Genomic DNA, 16,543 nt, shown 5'->3' with positions numbered 1-16,543 from the left:
CTGATCGGGTCAAAATGGACCAGGATCATCCATTCCGGGCGATCCCTTCCAATGGTTCTGGGGGAATACATGTTCTCTAATCGCCTCGTCCGGCGCTTGCCGGTCGCACTTCTGCTCGCCACCGCCGCCGCCGGCACCGCCAATGCGGCCACCGATGGTTCGCTCGGCACTACCTCGACCGGCTCGGTCGCGATCAACGCCTCCGTCGCTGGCCGGGTCCAGATCAGCGGCCTGCGCAACGTCACCTTCTCCGCGGTCGATCCCGGCGCGGCCATTGCCGACAATCAGGACGTCTGCGTGTGGAGCAACACCGCCGGCCGCAAGTACAAGATCACGGCCAGCGGCAGCGGCACCGGCGGCGCGTTCAAGCTCGCCAGCAGCGGCCTGACCGACGTCGACTACAGCGTCGAATGGAACCAGGCGGCGGGCGCGAATGCGGGCACCGCGCTGACCAACGGCAGCACGCTGGCGGGCCAGGCCTCGCTCGCCACGGCTCCGACCTGCTCGTCGGGCCCGATCAAGAGCGCCAGCCTGATCGTGCGCATGGACACCACCAACCTGCAGAACATGCAGGCGGGTGCGACCTACACGGGCACGCTCACGCTTGTTGTCGCGCCCGAGTGATCGGACGGGTTCCGTAAATGGCGCTTGAACGATCGCCAGTGCGGAACCGGCAGAGGCGGGGCGGCTCCCGGCTGCCCCGCCTTCTCCTTGCCCTCGCCGCTGCCGGCCTGACTCCGGCCCCGGCCGCGGCGCAGGAGAAGTTCATCAAGATCGGCAATCTCGTTGATTATAACTTCGGCCTGATCACCAACCTGTCGGCCAACCAGTCGATGGCGCGCGACATCTGCGTCTACAGCGCCAAGGCGACCCCAGGCTACAACGTCCGCGCGTCCGGCAGCGGGGCGGGCGGCGCTTTCACACTCACGGGCGCCGGCTCCACGCTCGGCTATGAGGTCCAATGGGCCGCACTGCCCGGCCGGACCACCGGGACCATTCTCCAGCCCAACGTCACGCTGAGCGGCCTTACCACCAACGCGACCCAGGCCAACTGCAGCAGCGGACCGCTTGCCTCGGCCAGCCTGATCGTCATGCTTCGCGCAACCTCGCTGCAGGCCGCGCTGAGCGGCACCTACACCGGCACCCTGACCGTGATCGTGAGCGCCGAATGACGCCGCGGCGTCGTCCCGGCTTCCGCACCCTGCTGCTCGGCGGCAGTGCCCTCGTGGCGCTGCCCACCCCAGCGTTGGCGGCGACCACGGCGACCACGGCGACCAACGCGTCGTCCAGCAACAGCACCAGCTTTGAAGTGCGGATTACGGCTCCCGCCGACTTCGCCGCCCTGGACGGCCCGCACGAACTCGTCATGGACCTGCACCTCGGCGGCCAGCGGCTGGGCGAGGTCAACGTCGTCAGCGATCATGGCACCATCCGTTTCCGTGACCCCGCCGCGGCCGCGGCGCTGGTTCCCAACCTCGCCGACCCGGCCGCGCTGATCGCGGCGTTGGCCAGACCGCTGGACGCCAACGCCGAACTGGTCTGCGGCAAGCTCAACAGCACCGCGTGCGGCGCGATCAACACGGACACCGCCGCGATCATCGCCGACGAGGGCCAGCTGCGCATCGACCTGTTTGTCGGCGCCCGGCTACTGAAGGCGGTGGCGATCGGCGCCAGCGGCTTCCTCCCCGCACCCACCAGCGGCCCGTCGCTCGCCAGCGCGCTCGGCCTCACCATGTCAGGCCGTACCGACGAGCGGCCGCTCTACCATCTCCAGTCCCGCAACGTGCTCGGCTGGGGCGCCGGCCGGGTGCGCAGCAACGTGGCGCTGGCGTCCGGCTTCGGCCTGCTGGTCGACGACCTGGTGGCCGAGTTCGACCGCCCCGACCAGCGGTTCTCCGGCGGCCTGTTCTGGGCGCCCGGCAACGACTTCACCGGGGAACGGCGCGTGCTCGGGCTGGGGTTCGAGACCCAGCTCGACACCCGCGCCGACCGCGAACGGCTGCAGGGCACGCCGCTGACCCTGTTCCTGCGCCAGCCCGCGCGCGTCGAGATGCTGGTTGACGGCCGACTGGTCGATGCTCGCTATTACGAGGCCGGCAACACGCTGCTCGACACCTCCGTCCTGCCCAGCGGTTCGTACAATCTGGTGCTGCGCATCCAGGAAGGCGGCGGCCCGGTCCGCGAAGAACGCCGCTTCTTCGTCCGCAGCGCCGAGATGGCGCCGCTCGGCCGGCCCTTATTCCACCTGGTCGCCGGCTTGCTGGCTGACAGCCGCAAGGGCCGCCCGATCAGCCTCGATCGCCGCTTCTACTATGCGGCCGGCGCCAACGTCCGCCTCGCCCAGGCGCTAGGCGTGGAGGGCAGCGTCACAGGCACCCAGGCCAAGGCGCTCGGCCAGGCCGGCCTGTTCCTGGTCACCCGCTTTGCCCGCCTGCGCGCCGCCGCCCTGCGCAGCACGGATGGCGACAGCGGGGCTCTGCTCCAGCTGGGATCGGCCGAGGCGGGCCAGCTCCAGTTCACCTTCGACCTCCGCCGGGTCAACAGCCGGTCGGGCCAGCCGCTGTTGCCCGAGACCGCAAGCGGGGAGAGCTTCGGCGGCGCCCTGGTCCGCAGCAAGCCGCTGGTCGGAAGCTACACGCAGCTGACCGGCAACCTGGGTATGCAGCTCGGCCGGCTGGACTTGCAGGTCAGCGGCTATTTCCGCGGCGGCAACGGCCCGGCCCGCGACTTCAGCGTCGGGCCCAACGTCGCCTGGCGGCTGGTGCAGCTGCCCGGCCTGCAGTTCACGGTGCTGGCCGACGCGCAGAAGACCGGCGGCGGGCTATCGGGCTTCGTCGGCGCGCGCTTGCTGATGATGCGCGGCGGCCTGTCGACGATCAGCAGCGGCGGAACCTCCCTTGGGAGGCGGGGGAGCTCGGCCCAGCGGCGCTCGATCGGCAACACGGGCGTCCAATGGGACACGCAGCCATGGGAGGACAGCCGCCTCTCCCTCGGCGCCGGTCTCAACCGCGAATCGTCCGGCACCAGTGTCACCGGCAGTGCCATGCTCCAAAGTCGCTTGGGCACCGCCCGCGCCGACCTCAGCCGGCGGCTCGGCGGTAAAACCGGCTACGCGCTCAGCCTGCAGTCGGGGGGCGCGGTCACCGGCGGAGCCCTCTCGCTGGGTGGCAAGGAGCTGGCCGAAAGCGCACTGGTGGCGACAGTCCGCGGTCGCGCCGGCGCGTTCGAGCTGTTGGTGGACGGGGTGCCCCGTGGACGGCTGCGCAGCGGTGGGAGCCTGCCGCTCTACCTATCGCCGTACCGCACCTACCAGATCCAGCTGCGTCCGCTCGACAGCGGTGCGATCGACTTCGACCCCGCACCCCGCAAGGTCACCCTCTATCCCGGCAACGTCGAACATGCAGTGTGGGATGCGCAGAAGCTGCTCACTCTGTTTGGCCGCCTGGTCGATGCCAGCGGGCAGCCGCTTGGCAACGCCCGGCTCGATGGGGGCACGTCCGAGGACGTCAGCGGCGCGGACGGCTGGTTCCAGTTCGACCGGCAGGCCCCCCGGACGCTCGCGTTTACCCGGCCGGACGGCCGCCGCTGCTCGGTCCCGCTGCCCGCCGGCGGCGCCGACAAGGACTATCTTTCGCTTGGAACGGTAACCTGCTCATGATCAAGGCTATGCTTCGTCCCTCGCTTCTCACCGCGGCCCTGTTGCTGGCGCCCCAGGCCGCCACCGCGGAGATCGTGCTCAGCCAACTGGTCGTCGACATTGCGCCGGGCAAGGCGGCGCGTGGCGACATCGAAATCTGGAACAACGACAAGGAGCGCGCTTATGTCGTGGTGGAGCCGGCCGAGGTGATCGGGCCGGGCACCGCCGCCGAGCGCCGCGTGGCGGAGCGCGATCCCGAGAAGCTGGGGCTGCTGGTCACCCCGGCGCGGTTGATCCTGGAGCCGGGCCAGCGCAAGCTGCTGCGCATCTCGCCCATCGGCGGCGTCCCCGCGCGGGAGCGGGTGTACCGGGTGACGGTGAAGCCGACGGTGGGTTCGATCGAGACCAACGTCACCGGGCTCAAATTGCTGATCGGCTACGACGTGCTGGTGCTGGTCCGGCCGGGCAACGCTCCCGGGCACCTGAGCGGCCACCGTGAGGGCAGCCAGCTGGTGATCCGCAACGACGGCGGCACCAGCGTCGAGCTGGCCGCCGGCAAGGCTTGCCGCGGCAAGGCGGACTGCAAGGAACTGCCGGCCAAGCGGCTCTATGCCGGGGCCGAGTGGCGGGTCGACGTGCCCGCCGGCGCCAGCGTCGACTATGCGGTGGTCAGCCCAGCGGGCAGCAACCGCCAGTCCTTCTAGGCCTCTCACAACAAAGGGCGCCCCGGTCTCCCGGAGCGCCCTTCTTTGTCTGTTCGGTCGTGCCTTCGACCTCAGGCGGACGCCTGCTCCGGCAAAGCCGTCCGGGCCTGCGCGATCAGCGCGCTGAACGCGGCGCCCTCGTGCATCGCCATGTCGGCCAGCACCTTCCGGTCCAGGTCGACGCCCGTGAGCTTCAGCGCATGCATGAACTGGCCATAGGTCAGCCCTTCGGCGCGAACCGCGGCGTTGATGCGCTGGATCCACAAGGCGCGGAAGCTCCGCTTCTTCACCTTGCGGTCGCGGTAGGCGTACTGCCCAGCCTTCTCAACTGCCTGGCGGGCGATGCGGATGGTGTTCTTGCGGCGGCCGTAATAGCCCTTCGCCTGATCCAGGATCCGCTTGTGCTTGGAGCGCGTGGTTACGCCCCGCTTGACGCGTGCCATTGTCTATCCGCTCCTTACTTCAGGCCGTACGGGGCCCAGAGCTTCACGCGCGCCGTGTCGGCGTCGGCGAGAACCTCGGTGCCACGATTCTGGCGGATGTACTTGGCGTTATGGCTGATCAGCCGGTGACGCTTGCCGGCCACGCCGTGCTTCACCTTGCCAGTCGCCGTGAGCTTGAAGCGCTTCTTGACGCCGCTCTTGGTCTTGAGCTTGGGCATTTTCTCTCCTTTGCGCCGCTCGGGCGCGAGTTTCTCGAACTGCCACGGCAGCCCTCACTGGCCGGGCCGTTCGTTTTTCCATGAGGCTGGAAAGCGCGCGCCAATAGCGGCACGGTGCGCTTCTGGCAAGGAGAGTCGCTCGATGGCGCGGACGGAGAACCAGGGACCGGCGGATGGCGTCACCCCGCACCTCAGCATCCCGGACCGCCGCGCGGCGGAGGCGATGGACTTCTACAAGGCCGCATTCGGCGCGCGGGAGCTGGCACGCATGCCAAGCGAAGATGGCCGGCTGATGCACGCGCATCTGATCGTCAACGGTGGCTCGCTCATGCTTCATGACGAGTTCCCGGAACATGTCGGACCAGATCACCGTGTCGGCCCCTACAACGGTGTCACGCTGCACCTGCAGGTCGCCGACGCCGACACTGTGTGGAAGCAGGCGCTGGACGCCGGCGCGGCGGTCGAGATGCCGTTGCAGGACCAGTTCTGGGGCGACCGCTACGGCGTTCTCAAGGACCCCTTCGGCCATCGCTGGTCGATCGGCGCGCCGGTGAAGGCGCCCACCTAGCTCACCAGGGCACGCGCTCCCCGCGATAGTCGAAGAACTCGCCCCAGTCCTCAAGGGACAGCCCATCGATCACCCGCCGCATGCCCGCGATGCTCTCGCGCGGCTGCACTGGCGCGTTGGCACCACCCATGCGGGTCTGCACCCAGCCCGGATGGAGCACGGCGCAGGCCACGTCGCGGTTGGCCAGCGCCAGCGTCCGCCAGGCCATGTTCAATGCCGTCTTGCTGGAGCGATAAGCGAGAAAGCCCCCGCCGCTATTGTCCTCGAGGGACCCCATGCGGGTGCTGACCGCGATGAGCTTGCCGCCGCACTGCCGCACGTTTTCCGCTACGCGCTGCGCCAGGAGATATGGCGCAACCGTGTTGACGGCGAATGTATCAAGCCATTCGCGCGCTTCGTCCGAGGTGGTGGCATCGCGCGGACCATAGGTGCCGGCGTTCGCGACGAGCAGGTCGAGCGGTCCGTCGAGGTCAAAGGCAGCGACCGCGCCCAGGTCGCTCATGTCGAGCTGGCGAACCTCCGCGCCCAGTTCCCGCGCTTCGCCCGCATCGGTCCGCACCGTGCCGACCACGTCCCAGCCATCCGCCGCGAACTGGCGCACGAACTCCAACCCGAGGCCGCGATTGACCCCGGTCACAAGCACTCTCGGCATGGTGGCTCCTCCTAGTCGAACAGGCTCGAAACGCTCGACTCGTCGGCAATTCTCCGGATCGCCTCGGCCAGCAGCGGGGCAATGGTCAGGCGGCGGATGCGGTCCTGCTCGACCGTCTCGCCGGAGAAAATGGAGTCGGTCACGACCAGCTCGGTCAGCTCGCTCGCCGCGACTCGCGCGGCCGCGCCGCCGGACAGCACGCCGTGGGTGACATAGGCCACAACATCGGTTGCGCCCTGCTGTTTCAGCGCGGCGGCCGCGTTGCACAGCGTGCCAGCCGAATCGACGATATCGTCGATCAGCACGCAGAAGCGGCCGGAAACATCACCGATGATGTTCATCACCTCGGACTCGCCGGCCCGCTCACGGCGCTTGTCGACGATCGCCAGCGGCGCGTTGTTGAGCCGCTTGGCCAAGCTGCGCGCACGCACCACGCCGCCGACGTCCGGCGAGACGACGGTGATCGGCCGGTCGGCGAAGCGCGCCTGGATGTCGGCGCTCATCACCGGTGCGCCGAACAGATTGTCGGTCGGAATATCGAAGAAGCCTTGGATCTGGCCCGCGTGCAGGTCGACCGACAGCACCCGGTCGGCACCCGCAACGGTGACGAGGTTGGCAACCAGCTTGGCCGAAATGGGGGTGCGCGGCCCGGGTTTGCGGTCCTGCCGGGCATAGCCGAAGTACGGCACCACCGCCGTGATCCGCTTGGCCGACGCGCGGTGCAGCGCGTCCATGCAGATCAGCAGCTCCATCAGATTGTCGTTGGCCGGGTAGCTGGTCGACTGAATCAGGAAGACGTCCTCGCCACGGACGTTCTCGTGGATCTCGACGAAAATTTCCTCGTCCGCGAAGCGGCGGACGCTGGCGCGGGTGAGCGGCAGCTCCAGATAGTCGCTGATCGCCTTGGCGAGCGGCAGGTTGGAGTTGCCGGCCAGCAGTTTCATCGATGGGAGCCCCTTTGCGCGTGCGGGCTCCTCGTAGCGGCGGAGCGCGTTGGACGAAAGCCCGCTCGCCGCTAAGGACCCGTGCATGACCGAACGGCTGACCATCGCTCTTGCCCAAATGAACCAGATTGTCGGCGACCTCGCCGGCAATGCGGAGGCGATCCTGCGCATGCGGCGGGCCGCAGGAGACGCCGACCTGCTGCTGGTGCCCGAGTTGCAGCTTACCGGCTACCCGCCCGAGGATTTGGTGCTCAAGCCGGAGTTCCTGGCCCGCACGGCTGAGCAAGCGTCCCGCCTCGTGAAGCTCACTGCCGAGCCTGGGCCGGCGCTGATCTTCGGCTCGATCGTGGTCCGCGACGGCCAGCCCTACAATGCGGTGATCGTCGCTGACGAGGGCCGCGAATTGTTCGTGACCCTCAAGCGCGAGTTGCCCAATTACGGCACCTTTGACGAGAAGCGCGTGTTCGCTTCCGGGCCGCTGCCCGACCTGTTCGAATACGAAGGGGTGAAGATCGGCGTCCCGATCTGCGAGGACATCTGGCTGGAGGATGTCTGCCAGCATCTCGCGGGGCAGGGTGCGGAGCTGTTCCTGGTGCCCAATGGTAGCCCGTACGAGCTCGACAAGGACCACATCCGCCGGACCCTCGTCGAGGAGCGGGTGCGGACCACCGGCCGGGCGATGGTCTATCTCAATCGGGTTGGCGGCCAGGACGAGCTGGCGTTCGACGGCAGCTCGTTCGTGGTCAATCCGGACGGCCGCCTTGTCGTTCAGATGGCCGACTGGGACGAGTGCCTGCTGACGACTGAATGGAAGCGCGCGGACGATGGCCGCTGGACGTGCCTGACCCGTGAGTATCATCGGCTCGATGATTTTCCGGCCGACATCTACCACGCGATGGTTGTCGGGTTGCGCGACTATGTCGGACGCAACGGCTTCCCTGGAGTTATCTTGGGCCTGAGTGGCGGCATCGACAGCGCCCTCTCAGCAGCGGTGGCGGTGGACGCGTTGGGGCCGGAAAAGGTGTGGGGGGTGATGCTGCCGTCCGTCTACACCGGCTCGACCAGCGTCGAGGATGCCAAGGAATGCGCGCGCCTGCTCGGCTGCCGCCATGACGTCATCCCGATCGTGCCGGCGGTCGAGGCGCTGGCGCAAATGCTGGAGCCGCAGTTCACAGGCCAGCAGCCGGGGCTGGCCGAGGAGAACATCCAGGCCCGCCTGCGCATGGTCACGCTGATGGGCCTGTCGAACAAGTTCGGCCACATGCTGCTCACTACCGGCAACAAGAGCGAGATGAGCGTCGGCTACGCCACCCTCTACGGCGACATGGCTGGGGGTTATTCGGTGCTGAAGGACGCCTACAAGTCGACCGTCTTCGCCCTGTCGCGCTGGCGCAACCGCCACCGGCCGGCTGACGCGCTCGGACCGTCTGGTCCGGTGATGCCGGAGCGGGTGATCGACAAGCCGCCGAGCGCCGAGCTCCGCCCCGATCAGAAGGACGAGGACTCGCTGCCGCCCTACGACCTGCTCGACGCCATCCTTGTCGGTCTGGTCGACGAGGAGAAAGGCGTCGCGGAGGTCGCCGCGGAGACCGGCGCGGACGTCGCGGTGGTCGCAGAAATGGAGAAACTGGTTCTGCGCGCCGAGTACAAGCGCCGCCAGGCTCCGCCCGGCGTGAAGATCGGCCGCCGCAACTTCGGCCGTGACCGCCGCTATCCGATCACCAACGCGTTCCGGACTCACCGCTCGTGAGCGTTGTCACCCGCTTTGCACCATCTCCGACGGGCCGCCTGCACGTCGGCAACATTCGCACGGCGCTGCACAATTTCCTGTTTGCGCTGAAGCATGGCGGTCGGTTCCTGCTGCGGATTGACGACACCGACGCGGAGCGCTCCACCGCCGAGAACGAGGCGGCGATCCGGGCCGACCTCGCCTGGCTTGGCCTTCTGCCGCACGACAGCGTGCGTCAGTCCGAACGCTTCGACCTTTACGAGCGCGAGTTCGACCGCTTGCGTGCCGCCGGCCGGGTATACGCCTGTTACGAGACTCCGGAAGAGCTCGACCTCCGCCGCAAGATCCTGCTCGGCCGCGGCCTGCCGCCAGTGTATGAGCGACCGGACGGTGAGAACGCGCCCGTCGAGGGCCGTCCGCCACACTGGCGCTTCCGCCTCGACCATGATGCCCCAATCGCCTGGACCGACCTGATCCGCGGCGAGCAACGATTCGAACCCAAGCTGCTAAGCGATCCCGTGATCCGCCGTGCCGACGGCAGCTGGCTATACTTGCTGCCCAGCGTCATCGACGACGTGGACTTGGGCGTAACGCACATCGTGCGCGGCGAGGACCATGTATCGAACAGCGCGGTCCAGCTGCAGATGTTCGCTGCTCTAGGTGCCGAGCCGCCGAACCTGGCCCACGAAGCGCTCCTGGTCGCGGCCGAGGGCAAGCTCAGCAAGCGCCTGGGCTCGCTCGGAGTGGAGCCGATCCGCGACGCGGGATTGGAGCCCATGGCGCTGCTCTCCTTGCTTGGCCGGCTGGGCACCTCGCAACCGGTCGAGCCGCTCGCCTCGCTGAAGCAGCTCGCGGCCGACTTCGACTTTGCTCATTTTGGCCGGGCACCCGCCCACTTCGATTTCCATGACGTGGAATTGCTCAACGCCCGACTCCTGCACGCACTCGACTATGAGACCGTGGCCGATCGTCTTCCTGAGTGGGCCGGACCGGCGGAATGGGGAGTGCTGCGGACGGCCATCCAGCGGCTGCCCGACATCACGGAGTGGCGGGACGTCGTTGCGGGCGACCTTGCGCCTCCCGGCTTACCAGCCGACGACCGTACTTACCTCGCGCAGGCCGTCGAGCTTGCGCGCGAACTCGACTGGACCGCTGACCCCTGGCACCAGCTCACCGGCGCTCTCAAGGAACGCTCCGGCCGCAAGGGCAAGGCGCTGTTCCTTCCGTTGCGACGCGCACTAACCGCTCGCGACTCGGGACCAGAGATGGCGCCGCTTCTCCGGCTAATCGGCCGCGAGCGAGCGCTGGTGCGTCTGAGCGCCGCCGTAAACTAGCTTAGATCGAGATACATTATCTCACTTGCGCAGACCAAGTGATGATGTAACATCTACTCTCCTTGGAGAAGGAGAGGGACTAGTGCTCAGCTACGCCGCCCACCGCCGCAACCGCCGGCAACTCAGGCCCGCGACGCTCACCGCCATCATCGGCGTCCACGCCGTCGCGTTGGGACTGCTCGCCACCAGCAAGATGGACGTGGGACAGAAACTCGCACCGGTGATCACGGAGATCTTCAGCGTGCCGCCCGAGATCAAGGAGACGCCGCCGCCGCCGCCCCCGGTGCCGCAGCCGCAGCCTGTGCCCGCTCAGTCGCACATCGACACGCCGGAGGTCATCGTGCCGGCACCGCCGCAGCCCGGTCCGACCATCGACAACACGCCCGCTCCGCCCGACTCCGGACCGATCGCCGGACCCCGGGTCGACCCGCTTCCGCTGCCGCCTCAGCCGCTACCACCGCAGCCGCTGCCGCCACCGACGGTGAAGGTGGCCGCCGTCCTCGCGACTCCCGCCGACCGCCTGCGCCCGCCCTACCCGGAGGCCAAGCGCCGCCTCGAGGAGGAAGCGGTGTTGCGGCTCCGCCTCGCCATCGACGAGCGCGGGCGGGTGATCTCGGTTGATCCGGTCGGCAGCGCCGATCCGCTGTTTCTCGAGTCGGCCCGCAGTCACCTGCAGCGCTTCTGGCGTTACAAGCCGGCAACCGAGGGCGGCCGGGCGGTGCCAACGACGCTGACGATCACCCTTCGCTTTCAGCTGGATGAAGCGTGAGAGGAGCCTGGGCCTGACGCTCTGGCGGGGGCGCGGCCGAGCGCCTAGATAAGGCGCATGGCCGTTTTCCCCCGTCCCGTCGGTCCGCGCGCCGCCTGGAAAGACCTGCGCGCGTTCCTCAGCCGACGCAGTCGTGAACAAACGCTTGGCGCTGTCTTCGCTGTGATCGCCACCGCATTGATTGTTATCGCCTTCTACTACGACCCGCAGGTCAACACGAAGCCACCGCGCCAGGTGATCTTTGTCGAGAACTACGGGCCGGACCGAACAGACGCGGACATTATCGCCGACCAGGAAAAGCGCCGCGCCGCCAAAGAGGCGCTGATCGCCGAGCGCCAGCGGCAGTTCAAGGAGCTCGAAAATCAGTTCGGCATGGAGTGACGCCGGGTTCATGGCCGAAGCCGTGCGGCTCGGCGAGGACGCTCGGGGGACCACTGCACCCAATCCGAACGTCGGCTGCGTGGTCGTGGCAGACGGGCGGATCGTCGGCCGCGGCGCGACCCAGCCCGGCGGCCGGCCCCATGCCGAGGCCGTGGCGCTGGCACAAGCCGGCGAGCAGGCGCGTGGCGCAACCCTCTACACCAGCCTGGAGCCTTGCGCGCATCGCAGCCATCGCGGGCCCACCTGCGCCCACCTGATCGCTGAGGCCGGCGTCGCCCGAGTAATCGCCGCATTGCAAGATCCGGACCCGCGCACGGCGGGCGACGGCTTCCGCATGATGCGGGACGCCGGCATCCAGGTCGATATCGGCCTCAACGCGGAGTCGGCCGCCGAGAGCATGGGCGGCTGGCTGACCCGCCTGCGACTCGGCCGTCCCCGCATCACCCTCAAGCTGGCGCTCTCCATCGACGGCAAGATCGCACTGCCATCGGGCGAATCGAAGTGGATCACCGGCGAAGACGCCCGCGCCCACGTCCACCTCGAACGCGCGCGCTGCGACATGATTCTGGTCGGTCGCGGCACTTTTCTTGCTGACCACCCCCGCCTCGACGTGCGTCTGCCCGGCCTGGAGGAGCGCTCTCCTCGCCGTGCTCTCCTGACCCGTGGCGAGCCGGTCGAAGGGTGGGAGGTGCTGCACGCCCCCGAGGACGTGTTCCGCTTGTCCGACGTGAACGACCTGCTGGTCGAGGGCGGCTCGGCCACGGCCACCGCTTTTCTTGCCGCCGACCTCGTTGACCGCATCCTGCTCTACCGGGCGCCAATCCTCATCGGCGAGGGCCGGCAAAGCGTTGGCTACATCGGCCTCGACGCCATCGGCGACGCCCATGGCCGCTGGGAGGCGCGGGACGGGCGCCAGCTTGGCATCGACCGGCTCGAAGTCTACCAGCGCGTCCGTCCAGCCTGAGGGTTCCCCATGTTCACCGGCATCGTCACAGACATCGGCACCGTCCGTTCCGCCGAAGAGCGCGGCGACTTGCGGCTGGTCATCAACTGTGGGTTCGACATGGCGACCGTCGAACTCGGTGCGTCCATTGCCTGCTCGGGCTGCTGCCTGACGGTGGTTGATAAGGGTGCAGACTGGTTCGCGGTGGATGTGTCCGCCGAAACACGCAGCAAGACCGCGCCCGGCCTGTGGCAGGAGGGCGCCCGGATCAACTTGGAACGTGCCCTGCGCATGGGCGACGAACTCGGCGGCCATATGGTGACGGGGCATGTCGATGGCCTAGGTGAGGTGATCGGCACCTGTCCCGAAGGCGACTCGGTCCGGGTCGGCATCCGCGTACCCCGTGAGCTCGGGCCGATGCTGGCGCCGAAGGGTTCGGTCACGCTGGATGGCGTGTCGCTGACCGTCAATGAGGTGCGCGATGCTGACGACGGCACGCACTTCGCGATCAACCTCATCCCGCATACCGGCACTCACACGACCTTGGGCCACATCGCCGCCGGCAGACACCTCAATGTCGAAATCGACGTGCTCGCGCGCTATTTGGATCGGATGCTGGCCGCCAGATCACATCGGCAGGGATGAACAAGCGCTCGCCTGTCACATTATGATGTGATAAGGTCAATGGATGTCCACCAGCCTGATCGAGCGGCTCGCCGCAATCATCGATACCGGCGAGGTTAGTCGCGCCGGTCTGGCCCGCGCTGCCGGCCTCCACCCCAACTCGCTGCGCAAGCTCGGCTCCCCCGACTGGAACCCGACCGCCGACACCCTCGGCCGGCTTGAACGCTTGCTCAAGCGCGGCACGACCGAGGTGCTGGTGGGCGCCGAGCAGATCATCAACGAGGCCCGCAACGGCCGCATGTTCATCCTGGTCGACGACGACGACCGGGAGAATGAGGGTGACCTGGTCATCCCGGCGCAGATGGCCACGCCGGACGCGATCAATTTCATGGCCCGCCACGGCCGCGGCCTGATCTGCCTCGCGTTGACTCAGGAACGCGTTGACACGCTCCAGCTGCCGCTGATGGCCCGCAACAACGGGACCCGGCACGAAACTGCCTTCACCGTGTCGATCGAGGCCCGAACGGGTGTAACCACCGGCATCAGCGCCGCCGATCGCGCCCGCACCATTGCGGTGGCAATCGACTCCGGCAACGGCCCGGAGGCGCTGGTCAGCCCCGGGCACGTCTTTCCCCTGGTTGCGCGCGCCGGCGGCGTACTGGTCCGAGCCGGCCATACGGAGGCCGCGGTGGACGTATCGCGCCTCGCCGGTCTCAACCCCTCGGGCGTGATCTGCGAGATCATGAACGAGGACGGCACCATGGCTCGCCTTGACGAGCTGATTGAGTTCGCGCGCACCCATGGGCTCAAGATCGGCACCATCCGCGACCTCATCGCTTACCGCCTGCGCCAAGATAATATGGTCGAGCGGGTGGCAGAGACCGGCTTCACCAGCCCGGGTGGGCACCAGTGGCAAGCTCAGGTATTTCGCGACAAGGCGACCGGCGCAGAACAGCTTGCCCTCGTGCTTGGCCCTCTGGACCCCGGGCAGCCGGTTCTGGTTCGTGTCCACAGCCTCGACCTGTTCGCTGACGTACTCGGCGAGCAAGGTCCCCGTAGCGGACTGCTCGAGGGCGCCATGCGGATGATCGAGGCCGAAGGCTCCGGCGTGATCATCGCGCTTCACGCCGCCGCACCCGGCTCGCTCAGCCGCTCGGCCGACCGCCGCTCCGGCAAAGAGGTGGAGGAAGGCGAAATGCTGCGTGGCTACGGCGTCGGCGCGCAGATGCTGGCCGCGCTTGGTATCCACGACATGATCCTGCTCACCAATACTCGTCACCAGCCGGTCGGCCTGTCCGGCTACGGCCTGTCGATCGTCGAGGAACGGTGCATTCCCGTGGAGCTGAACTGATGGCCCGGATCCTCATCGTCGAGGCTCGCTACTACGCCCACTTGAACGACATGCTGCTCGCCGGCGCCCGTCGCGCGCTCGACGGTCATGAGGTGGAGGTGATCACCGTCCCCGGCGCACTGGAGGTGCCCGGCGCCATCAGCCTCGCGTCTGACGGCGGCGAGTTCGACGCTTATGTCGGCCTGGGGGTCGTGATCCGCGGCGAGACCTACCATTTCGAGATCGTCGCCGGCGAAAGCGCCCGAGGCATCATGGCCCTGACCATGGACGGGCTGCCGGTCGGCAACGGCATCCTCACGACCGAGAACGAGGCGCAGGCGATCGTTCGCGCCGACCCGGCCCAGGGGGACAAAGGCGGCGACGCGGCCCGCGCCGCGCTGGCCCTGCTGCAAATCCAGGACCGCTTCGCCTAGCTCAGCGCGAGCAGCACCTCGTTGCGGCGCAGCGGCGGCGGGATCATGGGGGAGTTGTAGAAGGCATACTCCGGCTCGACGCTGAGCGCCTTCTCGCCATGCCGCTCCAGCCAGCCGCGCAGCCGGTCCTCCGCCTCCGCCAGCCGCGCGTCGTCAGCCGTGCCGTGGAACGTCGCCGCCCCGACCCGCCGGGCCGGAATGGTAACCACCGCCACCCCGTCCGGCGCCGGCGGCAGTTCGTGATCCTCGGGCAGGGTGAAGCGCACCCGCCACCCCGCGTCGCCCAGCGCATCGTCGAAGGTCGGCGGCTGCTGCCCCATCGGATTGCCGGCATCCTGCAGCACCGGCACCCGCATCGGCAGCCGCTCGCCCGGCCGCGACTTGGCGGTGAGATAGTCCGACAGGATGCGATAACCCTCGTTCAGCGCCCGCTTGCGCTCGCCCTGCACGACCGTCTCGGCCACCGTCACCGCCTCATAGGCGCGGATCTCTAGGCCCTTTTCGCTCACCAGCAGGCGGTAGCCGGGCTCGGGCGTCGCCTTCTCCCGCAGGATATAGGCGATACCCAGACCGACGATCCCGCCGGCGAGCGCGACGGCGGTCCCGACCCGCCAATTGCGTGTGTCCGTGTCACTCATGCCGGCCCCAACCGGCTCAGGCGGCCTGCTGTTCCCCCAGCATCGGATAGTCGGTGTAGCCCTCCTCGCCCGCGCTATAGAAGGTCCTGGGGTTCGGCTGGTTGAGCTCGGCGTCACGCCGGAACCGCTCGACCAGGTCCGGATTGGCCAGGAATGGTCGGCCAAAGGTGATGGCGTCGGCCACCCCCTCGGCCAGCCGCTCGGTAGCGGTGCCGTGGACGTAATCGCTGTTGAGGATCAGCGCGCCTTTGAAGTGCGGCCGGATCAGCGGGCTCACCGGCTCCACCTCGGTCGCTAGGAAGCTCGACTGACTGCCGGGCTCGCGCAGCTCCAGGCTGGCGATGCCCAGCTCGCCCAGCACCCGGCCGGCGGCGGTGAACAGCTCGTGCGGGTTGCTGTCGTCGCAGCCCTGCACTTCGCCGTTCGGGCTCAGCCGGACATGCGTGCGGCCGGCGCCCACTTCGGCGACCAGCGCCTCCACCACGTCGCGCAACAGCCGCACCCGATTGTCGATCGAGCCGCCATATTCGTCCTCGCGCCGATTGGTGCCGTCACGCAGGAATTGGTCGATCAGATAACCGTTGGCCCCGTGCAGCTGCACCCCGTCGAACCCGGCCGCCAGCGCGTTGCGCGCGGCGCTGGCAAAATCGTCCACCGTCCGCCGGATGTCGTCGAGAGTCGCGGCGCGCGCCTGCTCGTAGGGCTTCTTGCCGTCGAAGGTATGCGCCTTCATTGGCGCGGTGGTCGCGCTGGCCGACAGCGGGGCTGCGCCATCCAGGAAGTCGGGATGGACCAGCCGGCCCATGTGCCACAATTGCGCGACGATCCGCCCGCCGGCCTGGTGCACCTGCTCCAGCACCGGCTTCCAGCCCTCAACCTGTTCGTCCGTCCACAGCCCGGGCGCGAACGGCCAGCCGAGCCCTTCGCGGCTGACGCCCGTCCCTTCGGAGATGATCAATCCGGCGGCGGCGCGCTGGGCATAATAGGTGCCCATGATCGCGGTCGGCACGCCCTCGCGGGTCGCGCGGCCGCGGGTCAGCGGGGCCATGAAGATGCGGTTCGGACAATCGAGGTCGCCGATGCGGATGGGGTCAAACAGGCTGGTCATGGCGGCGGACTTAGTGCCGGGACGATCGCGGTCCAGTGTCATCCATGTGCCTGCCCTTCGCACAACCATGCGCCGCCGCTACAGCAC

19 protein-coding genes are annotated in these 16,543 nt (G+C 68.3%); 13 read left to right on the top strand and 6 right to left on the bottom strand.

The window, feature by feature from the left end; all coding sequences use genetic code 11:
• Positions 1 to 69: 69 nt before the first annotated feature.
• The 4 genes from OMW55_RS07830 to OMW55_RS07815 are packed head-to-tail and all read left to right on the top strand — an operon-like array spanning position 70 to position 4,341.
• Positions 70 to 624 (top strand): hypothetical protein, encoded by a 555-nt coding sequence (locus OMW55_RS07830; protein WP_264882189.1) that lies wholly within the window; start codon positions 70 to 72, stop codon positions 622 to 624.
• Between the two features lie 17 nt (positions 625 to 641).
• On the top strand, positions 642 to 1,172 hold the full coding sequence (locus OMW55_RS07825; protein WP_264882187.1) for a hypothetical protein: 531 nt from the start codon (positions 642 to 644) through the stop codon (positions 1,170 to 1,172).
• Positions 1,169 to 3,658, top strand: a complete 2,490-nt coding sequence (locus OMW55_RS07820; RefSeq protein ID WP_264882185.1) for a TcfC E-set like domain-containing protein — start codon at positions 1,169 to 1,171, stop codon at positions 3,656 to 3,658. The genes OMW55_RS07825 and OMW55_RS07820 overlap by 4 nt, the downstream gene beginning before the upstream one ends.
• Before the next feature lie 8 nt (positions 3,659 to 3,666).
• Complete coding sequence (locus tag OMW55_RS07815) at positions 3,667 to 4,341, top strand: fimbrial biogenesis chaperone (RefSeq protein ID WP_264882184.1); 675 nt, start codon at positions 3,667 to 3,669, stop codon at positions 4,339 to 4,341.
• 71 nt (positions 4,342 to 4,412) lie between these two features.
• Here OMW55_RS07815 and rplT read toward each other — a convergent pair whose 3' ends face one another.
• The gene (rplT, locus tag OMW55_RS07810) at positions 4,413 to 4,784 is read right to left on the bottom strand and encodes a 50S ribosomal protein L20 (RefSeq protein ID WP_264882183.1); all 372 of its coding nucleotides are present in this window, start codon (positions 4,782 to 4,784) and stop codon (positions 4,413 to 4,415) included.
• Positions 4,785 to 4,798: 14 nt separating this feature from the next.
• Entirely contained in the window at positions 4,799 to 5,002 is a 204-nt protein-coding gene (rpmI, locus tag OMW55_RS07805; protein WP_029941637.1) for a 50S ribosomal protein L35, read from the bottom strand.
• Between the two features lie 142 nt (positions 5,003 to 5,144).
• Between rpmI and OMW55_RS07800 the strand changes: the two genes are divergently transcribed.
• The gene (locus tag OMW55_RS07800) at positions 5,145 to 5,570 is read left to right on the top strand and encodes a VOC family protein (RefSeq protein WP_264882180.1); all 426 of its coding nucleotides are present in this window, start codon (positions 5,145 to 5,147) and stop codon (positions 5,568 to 5,570) included.
• A 1-nt stretch (position 5,571) separates the two neighbouring features.
• On the opposite strand, the gene OMW55_RS07795 is transcribed toward OMW55_RS07800, so the two are convergent.
• Both OMW55_RS07795 and OMW55_RS07790 read right to left on the bottom strand, forming a co-directional pair.
• Entirely contained in the window at positions 5,572 to 6,222 is a 651-nt protein-coding gene (locus tag OMW55_RS07795; protein WP_264882179.1) for an SDR family oxidoreductase, read from the bottom strand.
• 11 nt (positions 6,223 to 6,233) lie between these two features.
• A complete protein-coding gene (locus tag OMW55_RS07790; RefSeq protein WP_264882177.1) occupies positions 6,234 to 7,166 on the bottom strand; it encodes a ribose-phosphate pyrophosphokinase in 933 nt (310 codons plus the stop codon).
• Between the two features lie 85 nt (positions 7,167 to 7,251).
• On the opposite strand from OMW55_RS07790, the gene OMW55_RS07785 reads away from it, so the two are divergent.
• From OMW55_RS07785 to ribH, 8 genes are all read left to right on the top strand, one after another.
• Positions 7,252 to 8,916, top strand: a complete 1,665-nt coding sequence (locus OMW55_RS07785; protein ID WP_264882175.1) for an NAD+ synthase — start codon at positions 7,252 to 7,254, stop codon at positions 8,914 to 8,916.
• On the top strand, positions 8,913 to 10,229 hold the full coding sequence (locus tag OMW55_RS07780) for a glutamate--tRNA ligase (protein WP_264882173.1): 1,317 nt from the start codon (positions 8,913 to 8,915) through the stop codon (positions 10,227 to 10,229). Before OMW55_RS07785 ends, OMW55_RS07780 begins: the two co-directional genes overlap by 4 nt.
• An 82-nt stretch (positions 10,230 to 10,311) precedes the next feature.
• Positions 10,312 to 10,998 carry a TonB family protein gene (locus tag OMW55_RS07775; RefSeq protein WP_264882172.1) on the top strand — a complete coding sequence of 229 codons (687 nt, stop codon included), beginning with the start codon at positions 10,312 to 10,314 and terminating at the stop codon, positions 10,996 to 10,998.
• Between the two features lie 57 nt (positions 10,999 to 11,055).
• Positions 11,056 to 11,379, top strand: coding sequence for a hypothetical protein (locus OMW55_RS07770; protein WP_264882170.1), 324 nt, complete (start codon positions 11,056 to 11,058; stop codon positions 11,377 to 11,379).
• A 10-nt stretch (positions 11,380 to 11,389) separates the two neighbouring features.
• Entirely contained in the window at positions 11,390 to 12,343 is a 954-nt protein-coding gene (ribD, locus tag OMW55_RS07765; protein ID WP_264882169.1) for a bifunctional diaminohydroxyphosphoribosylaminopyrimidine deaminase/5-amino-6-(5-phosphoribosylamino)uracil reductase RibD, read from the top strand.
• Between the two features lie 9 nt (positions 12,344 to 12,352).
• Positions 12,353 to 12,967 carry a riboflavin synthase gene (locus OMW55_RS07760; protein WP_264882167.1) on the top strand — a complete coding sequence of 205 codons (615 nt, stop codon included), beginning with the start codon at positions 12,353 to 12,355 and terminating at the stop codon, positions 12,965 to 12,967.
• 43 nt (positions 12,968 to 13,010) lie between these two features.
• Positions 13,011 to 14,297 carry a 3,4-dihydroxy-2-butanone-4-phosphate synthase gene (gene ribB, locus OMW55_RS07755; RefSeq protein WP_264882165.1) on the top strand — a complete coding sequence of 429 codons (1,287 nt, stop codon included), beginning with the start codon at positions 13,011 to 13,013 and terminating at the stop codon, positions 14,295 to 14,297.
• Positions 14,297 to 14,710 carry a 6,7-dimethyl-8-ribityllumazine synthase gene (gene ribH / locus OMW55_RS07750; protein ID WP_264882163.1) on the top strand — a complete coding sequence of 138 codons (414 nt, stop codon included), beginning with the start codon at positions 14,297 to 14,299 and terminating at the stop codon, positions 14,708 to 14,710. The genes ribB and ribH overlap by 1 nt, the downstream gene beginning before the upstream one ends.
• Here the strand turns inward: ribH and OMW55_RS07745 are convergent.
• Positions 14,707 to 15,348 (bottom strand): SOUL family heme-binding protein, encoded by a 642-nt coding sequence (locus OMW55_RS07745; protein ID WP_264882161.1) that lies wholly within the window; start codon positions 15,346 to 15,348, stop codon positions 14,707 to 14,709. The genes ribH and OMW55_RS07745 overlap by 4 nt on opposite strands.
• A gap of 16 nt (positions 15,349 to 15,364) precedes the next feature.
• Positions 15,365 to 16,456: an alkene reductase gene (locus OMW55_RS07740; RefSeq protein WP_264882159.1), complete on the bottom strand. Its 1,092-nt coding sequence runs from the start codon at positions 16,454 to 16,456 to the stop codon at positions 15,365 to 15,367.
• Between the last annotated feature and the right edge of the window lie 87 nt (positions 16,457 to 16,543).

The sequence above is a fragment of the Sphingomonas arvum genome (assembly GCF_026013565.1).
Taxonomy (GTDB): Bacteria; Pseudomonadota; Alphaproteobacteria; order Sphingomonadales; family Sphingomonadaceae; genus Sphingomicrobium; species Sphingomicrobium arvum.
This window is presented reverse-complemented; position numbering and strand designations above follow the sequence as displayed.

Coding starts and splice junctions, on each gene's coding strand:
- OMW55_RS07830 (WP_264882189.1), top strand. CDS start 70: ATGTTCTCTAATCGCCTCGTCCGGCGCTTGCCGGTCGCACTTCTGCTC.
- OMW55_RS07825 (WP_264882187.1), top strand. CDS start 642: ATGGCGCTTGAACGATCGCCAGTGCGGAACCGGCAGAGGCGGGGCGGC.
- OMW55_RS07820 (WP_264882185.1), top strand. CDS start 1,169: ATGACGCCGCGGCGTCGTCCCGGCTTCCGCACCCTGCTGCTCGGCGGC.
- OMW55_RS07815 (WP_264882184.1), top strand. CDS start 3,667: ATGCTTCGTCCCTCGCTTCTCACCGCGGCCCTGTTGCTGGCGCCCCAG.
- rplT (WP_264882183.1), bottom strand. CDS start 4,784: ATGGCACGCGTCAAGCGGGGCGTAACCACGCGCTCCAAGCACAAGCGG.
- rpmI (WP_029941637.1), bottom strand. CDS start 5,002: ATGCCCAAGCTCAAGACCAAGAGCGGCGTCAAGAAGCGCTTCAAGCTC.
- OMW55_RS07800 (WP_264882180.1), top strand. CDS start 5,145: ATGGCGCGGACGGAGAACCAGGGACCGGCGGATGGCGTCACCCCGCAC.
- OMW55_RS07795 (WP_264882179.1), bottom strand. CDS start 6,222: ATGCCGAGAGTGCTTGTGACCGGGGTCAATCGCGGCCTCGGGTTGGAG.
- OMW55_RS07790 (WP_264882177.1), bottom strand. CDS start 7,166: ATGAAACTGCTGGCCGGCAACTCCAACCTGCCGCTCGCCAAGGCGATC.
- OMW55_RS07785 (WP_264882175.1), top strand. CDS start 7,252: ATGACCGAACGGCTGACCATCGCTCTTGCCCAAATGAACCAGATTGTC.
- OMW55_RS07770 (WP_264882170.1), top strand. CDS start 11,056: ATGGCCGTTTTCCCCCGTCCCGTCGGTCCGCGCGCCGCCTGGAAAGAC.
- ribD (WP_264882169.1), top strand. CDS start 11,390: ATGGCCGAAGCCGTGCGGCTCGGCGAGGACGCTCGGGGGACCACTGCA.
- OMW55_RS07760 (WP_264882167.1), top strand. CDS start 12,353: ATGTTCACCGGCATCGTCACAGACATCGGCACCGTCCGTTCCGCCGAA.
- ribB (WP_264882165.1), top strand. CDS start 13,011: ATGTCCACCAGCCTGATCGAGCGGCTCGCCGCAATCATCGATACCGGC.
- ribH (WP_264882163.1), top strand. CDS start 14,297: ATGGCCCGGATCCTCATCGTCGAGGCTCGCTACTACGCCCACTTGAAC.
- OMW55_RS07745 (WP_264882161.1), bottom strand. CDS start 15,348: ATGAGTGACACGGACACACGCAATTGGCGGGTCGGGACCGCCGTCGCG.
- OMW55_RS07740 (WP_264882159.1), bottom strand. CDS start 16,456: ATGACCAGCCTGTTTGACCCCATCCGCATCGGCGACCTCGATTGTCCG.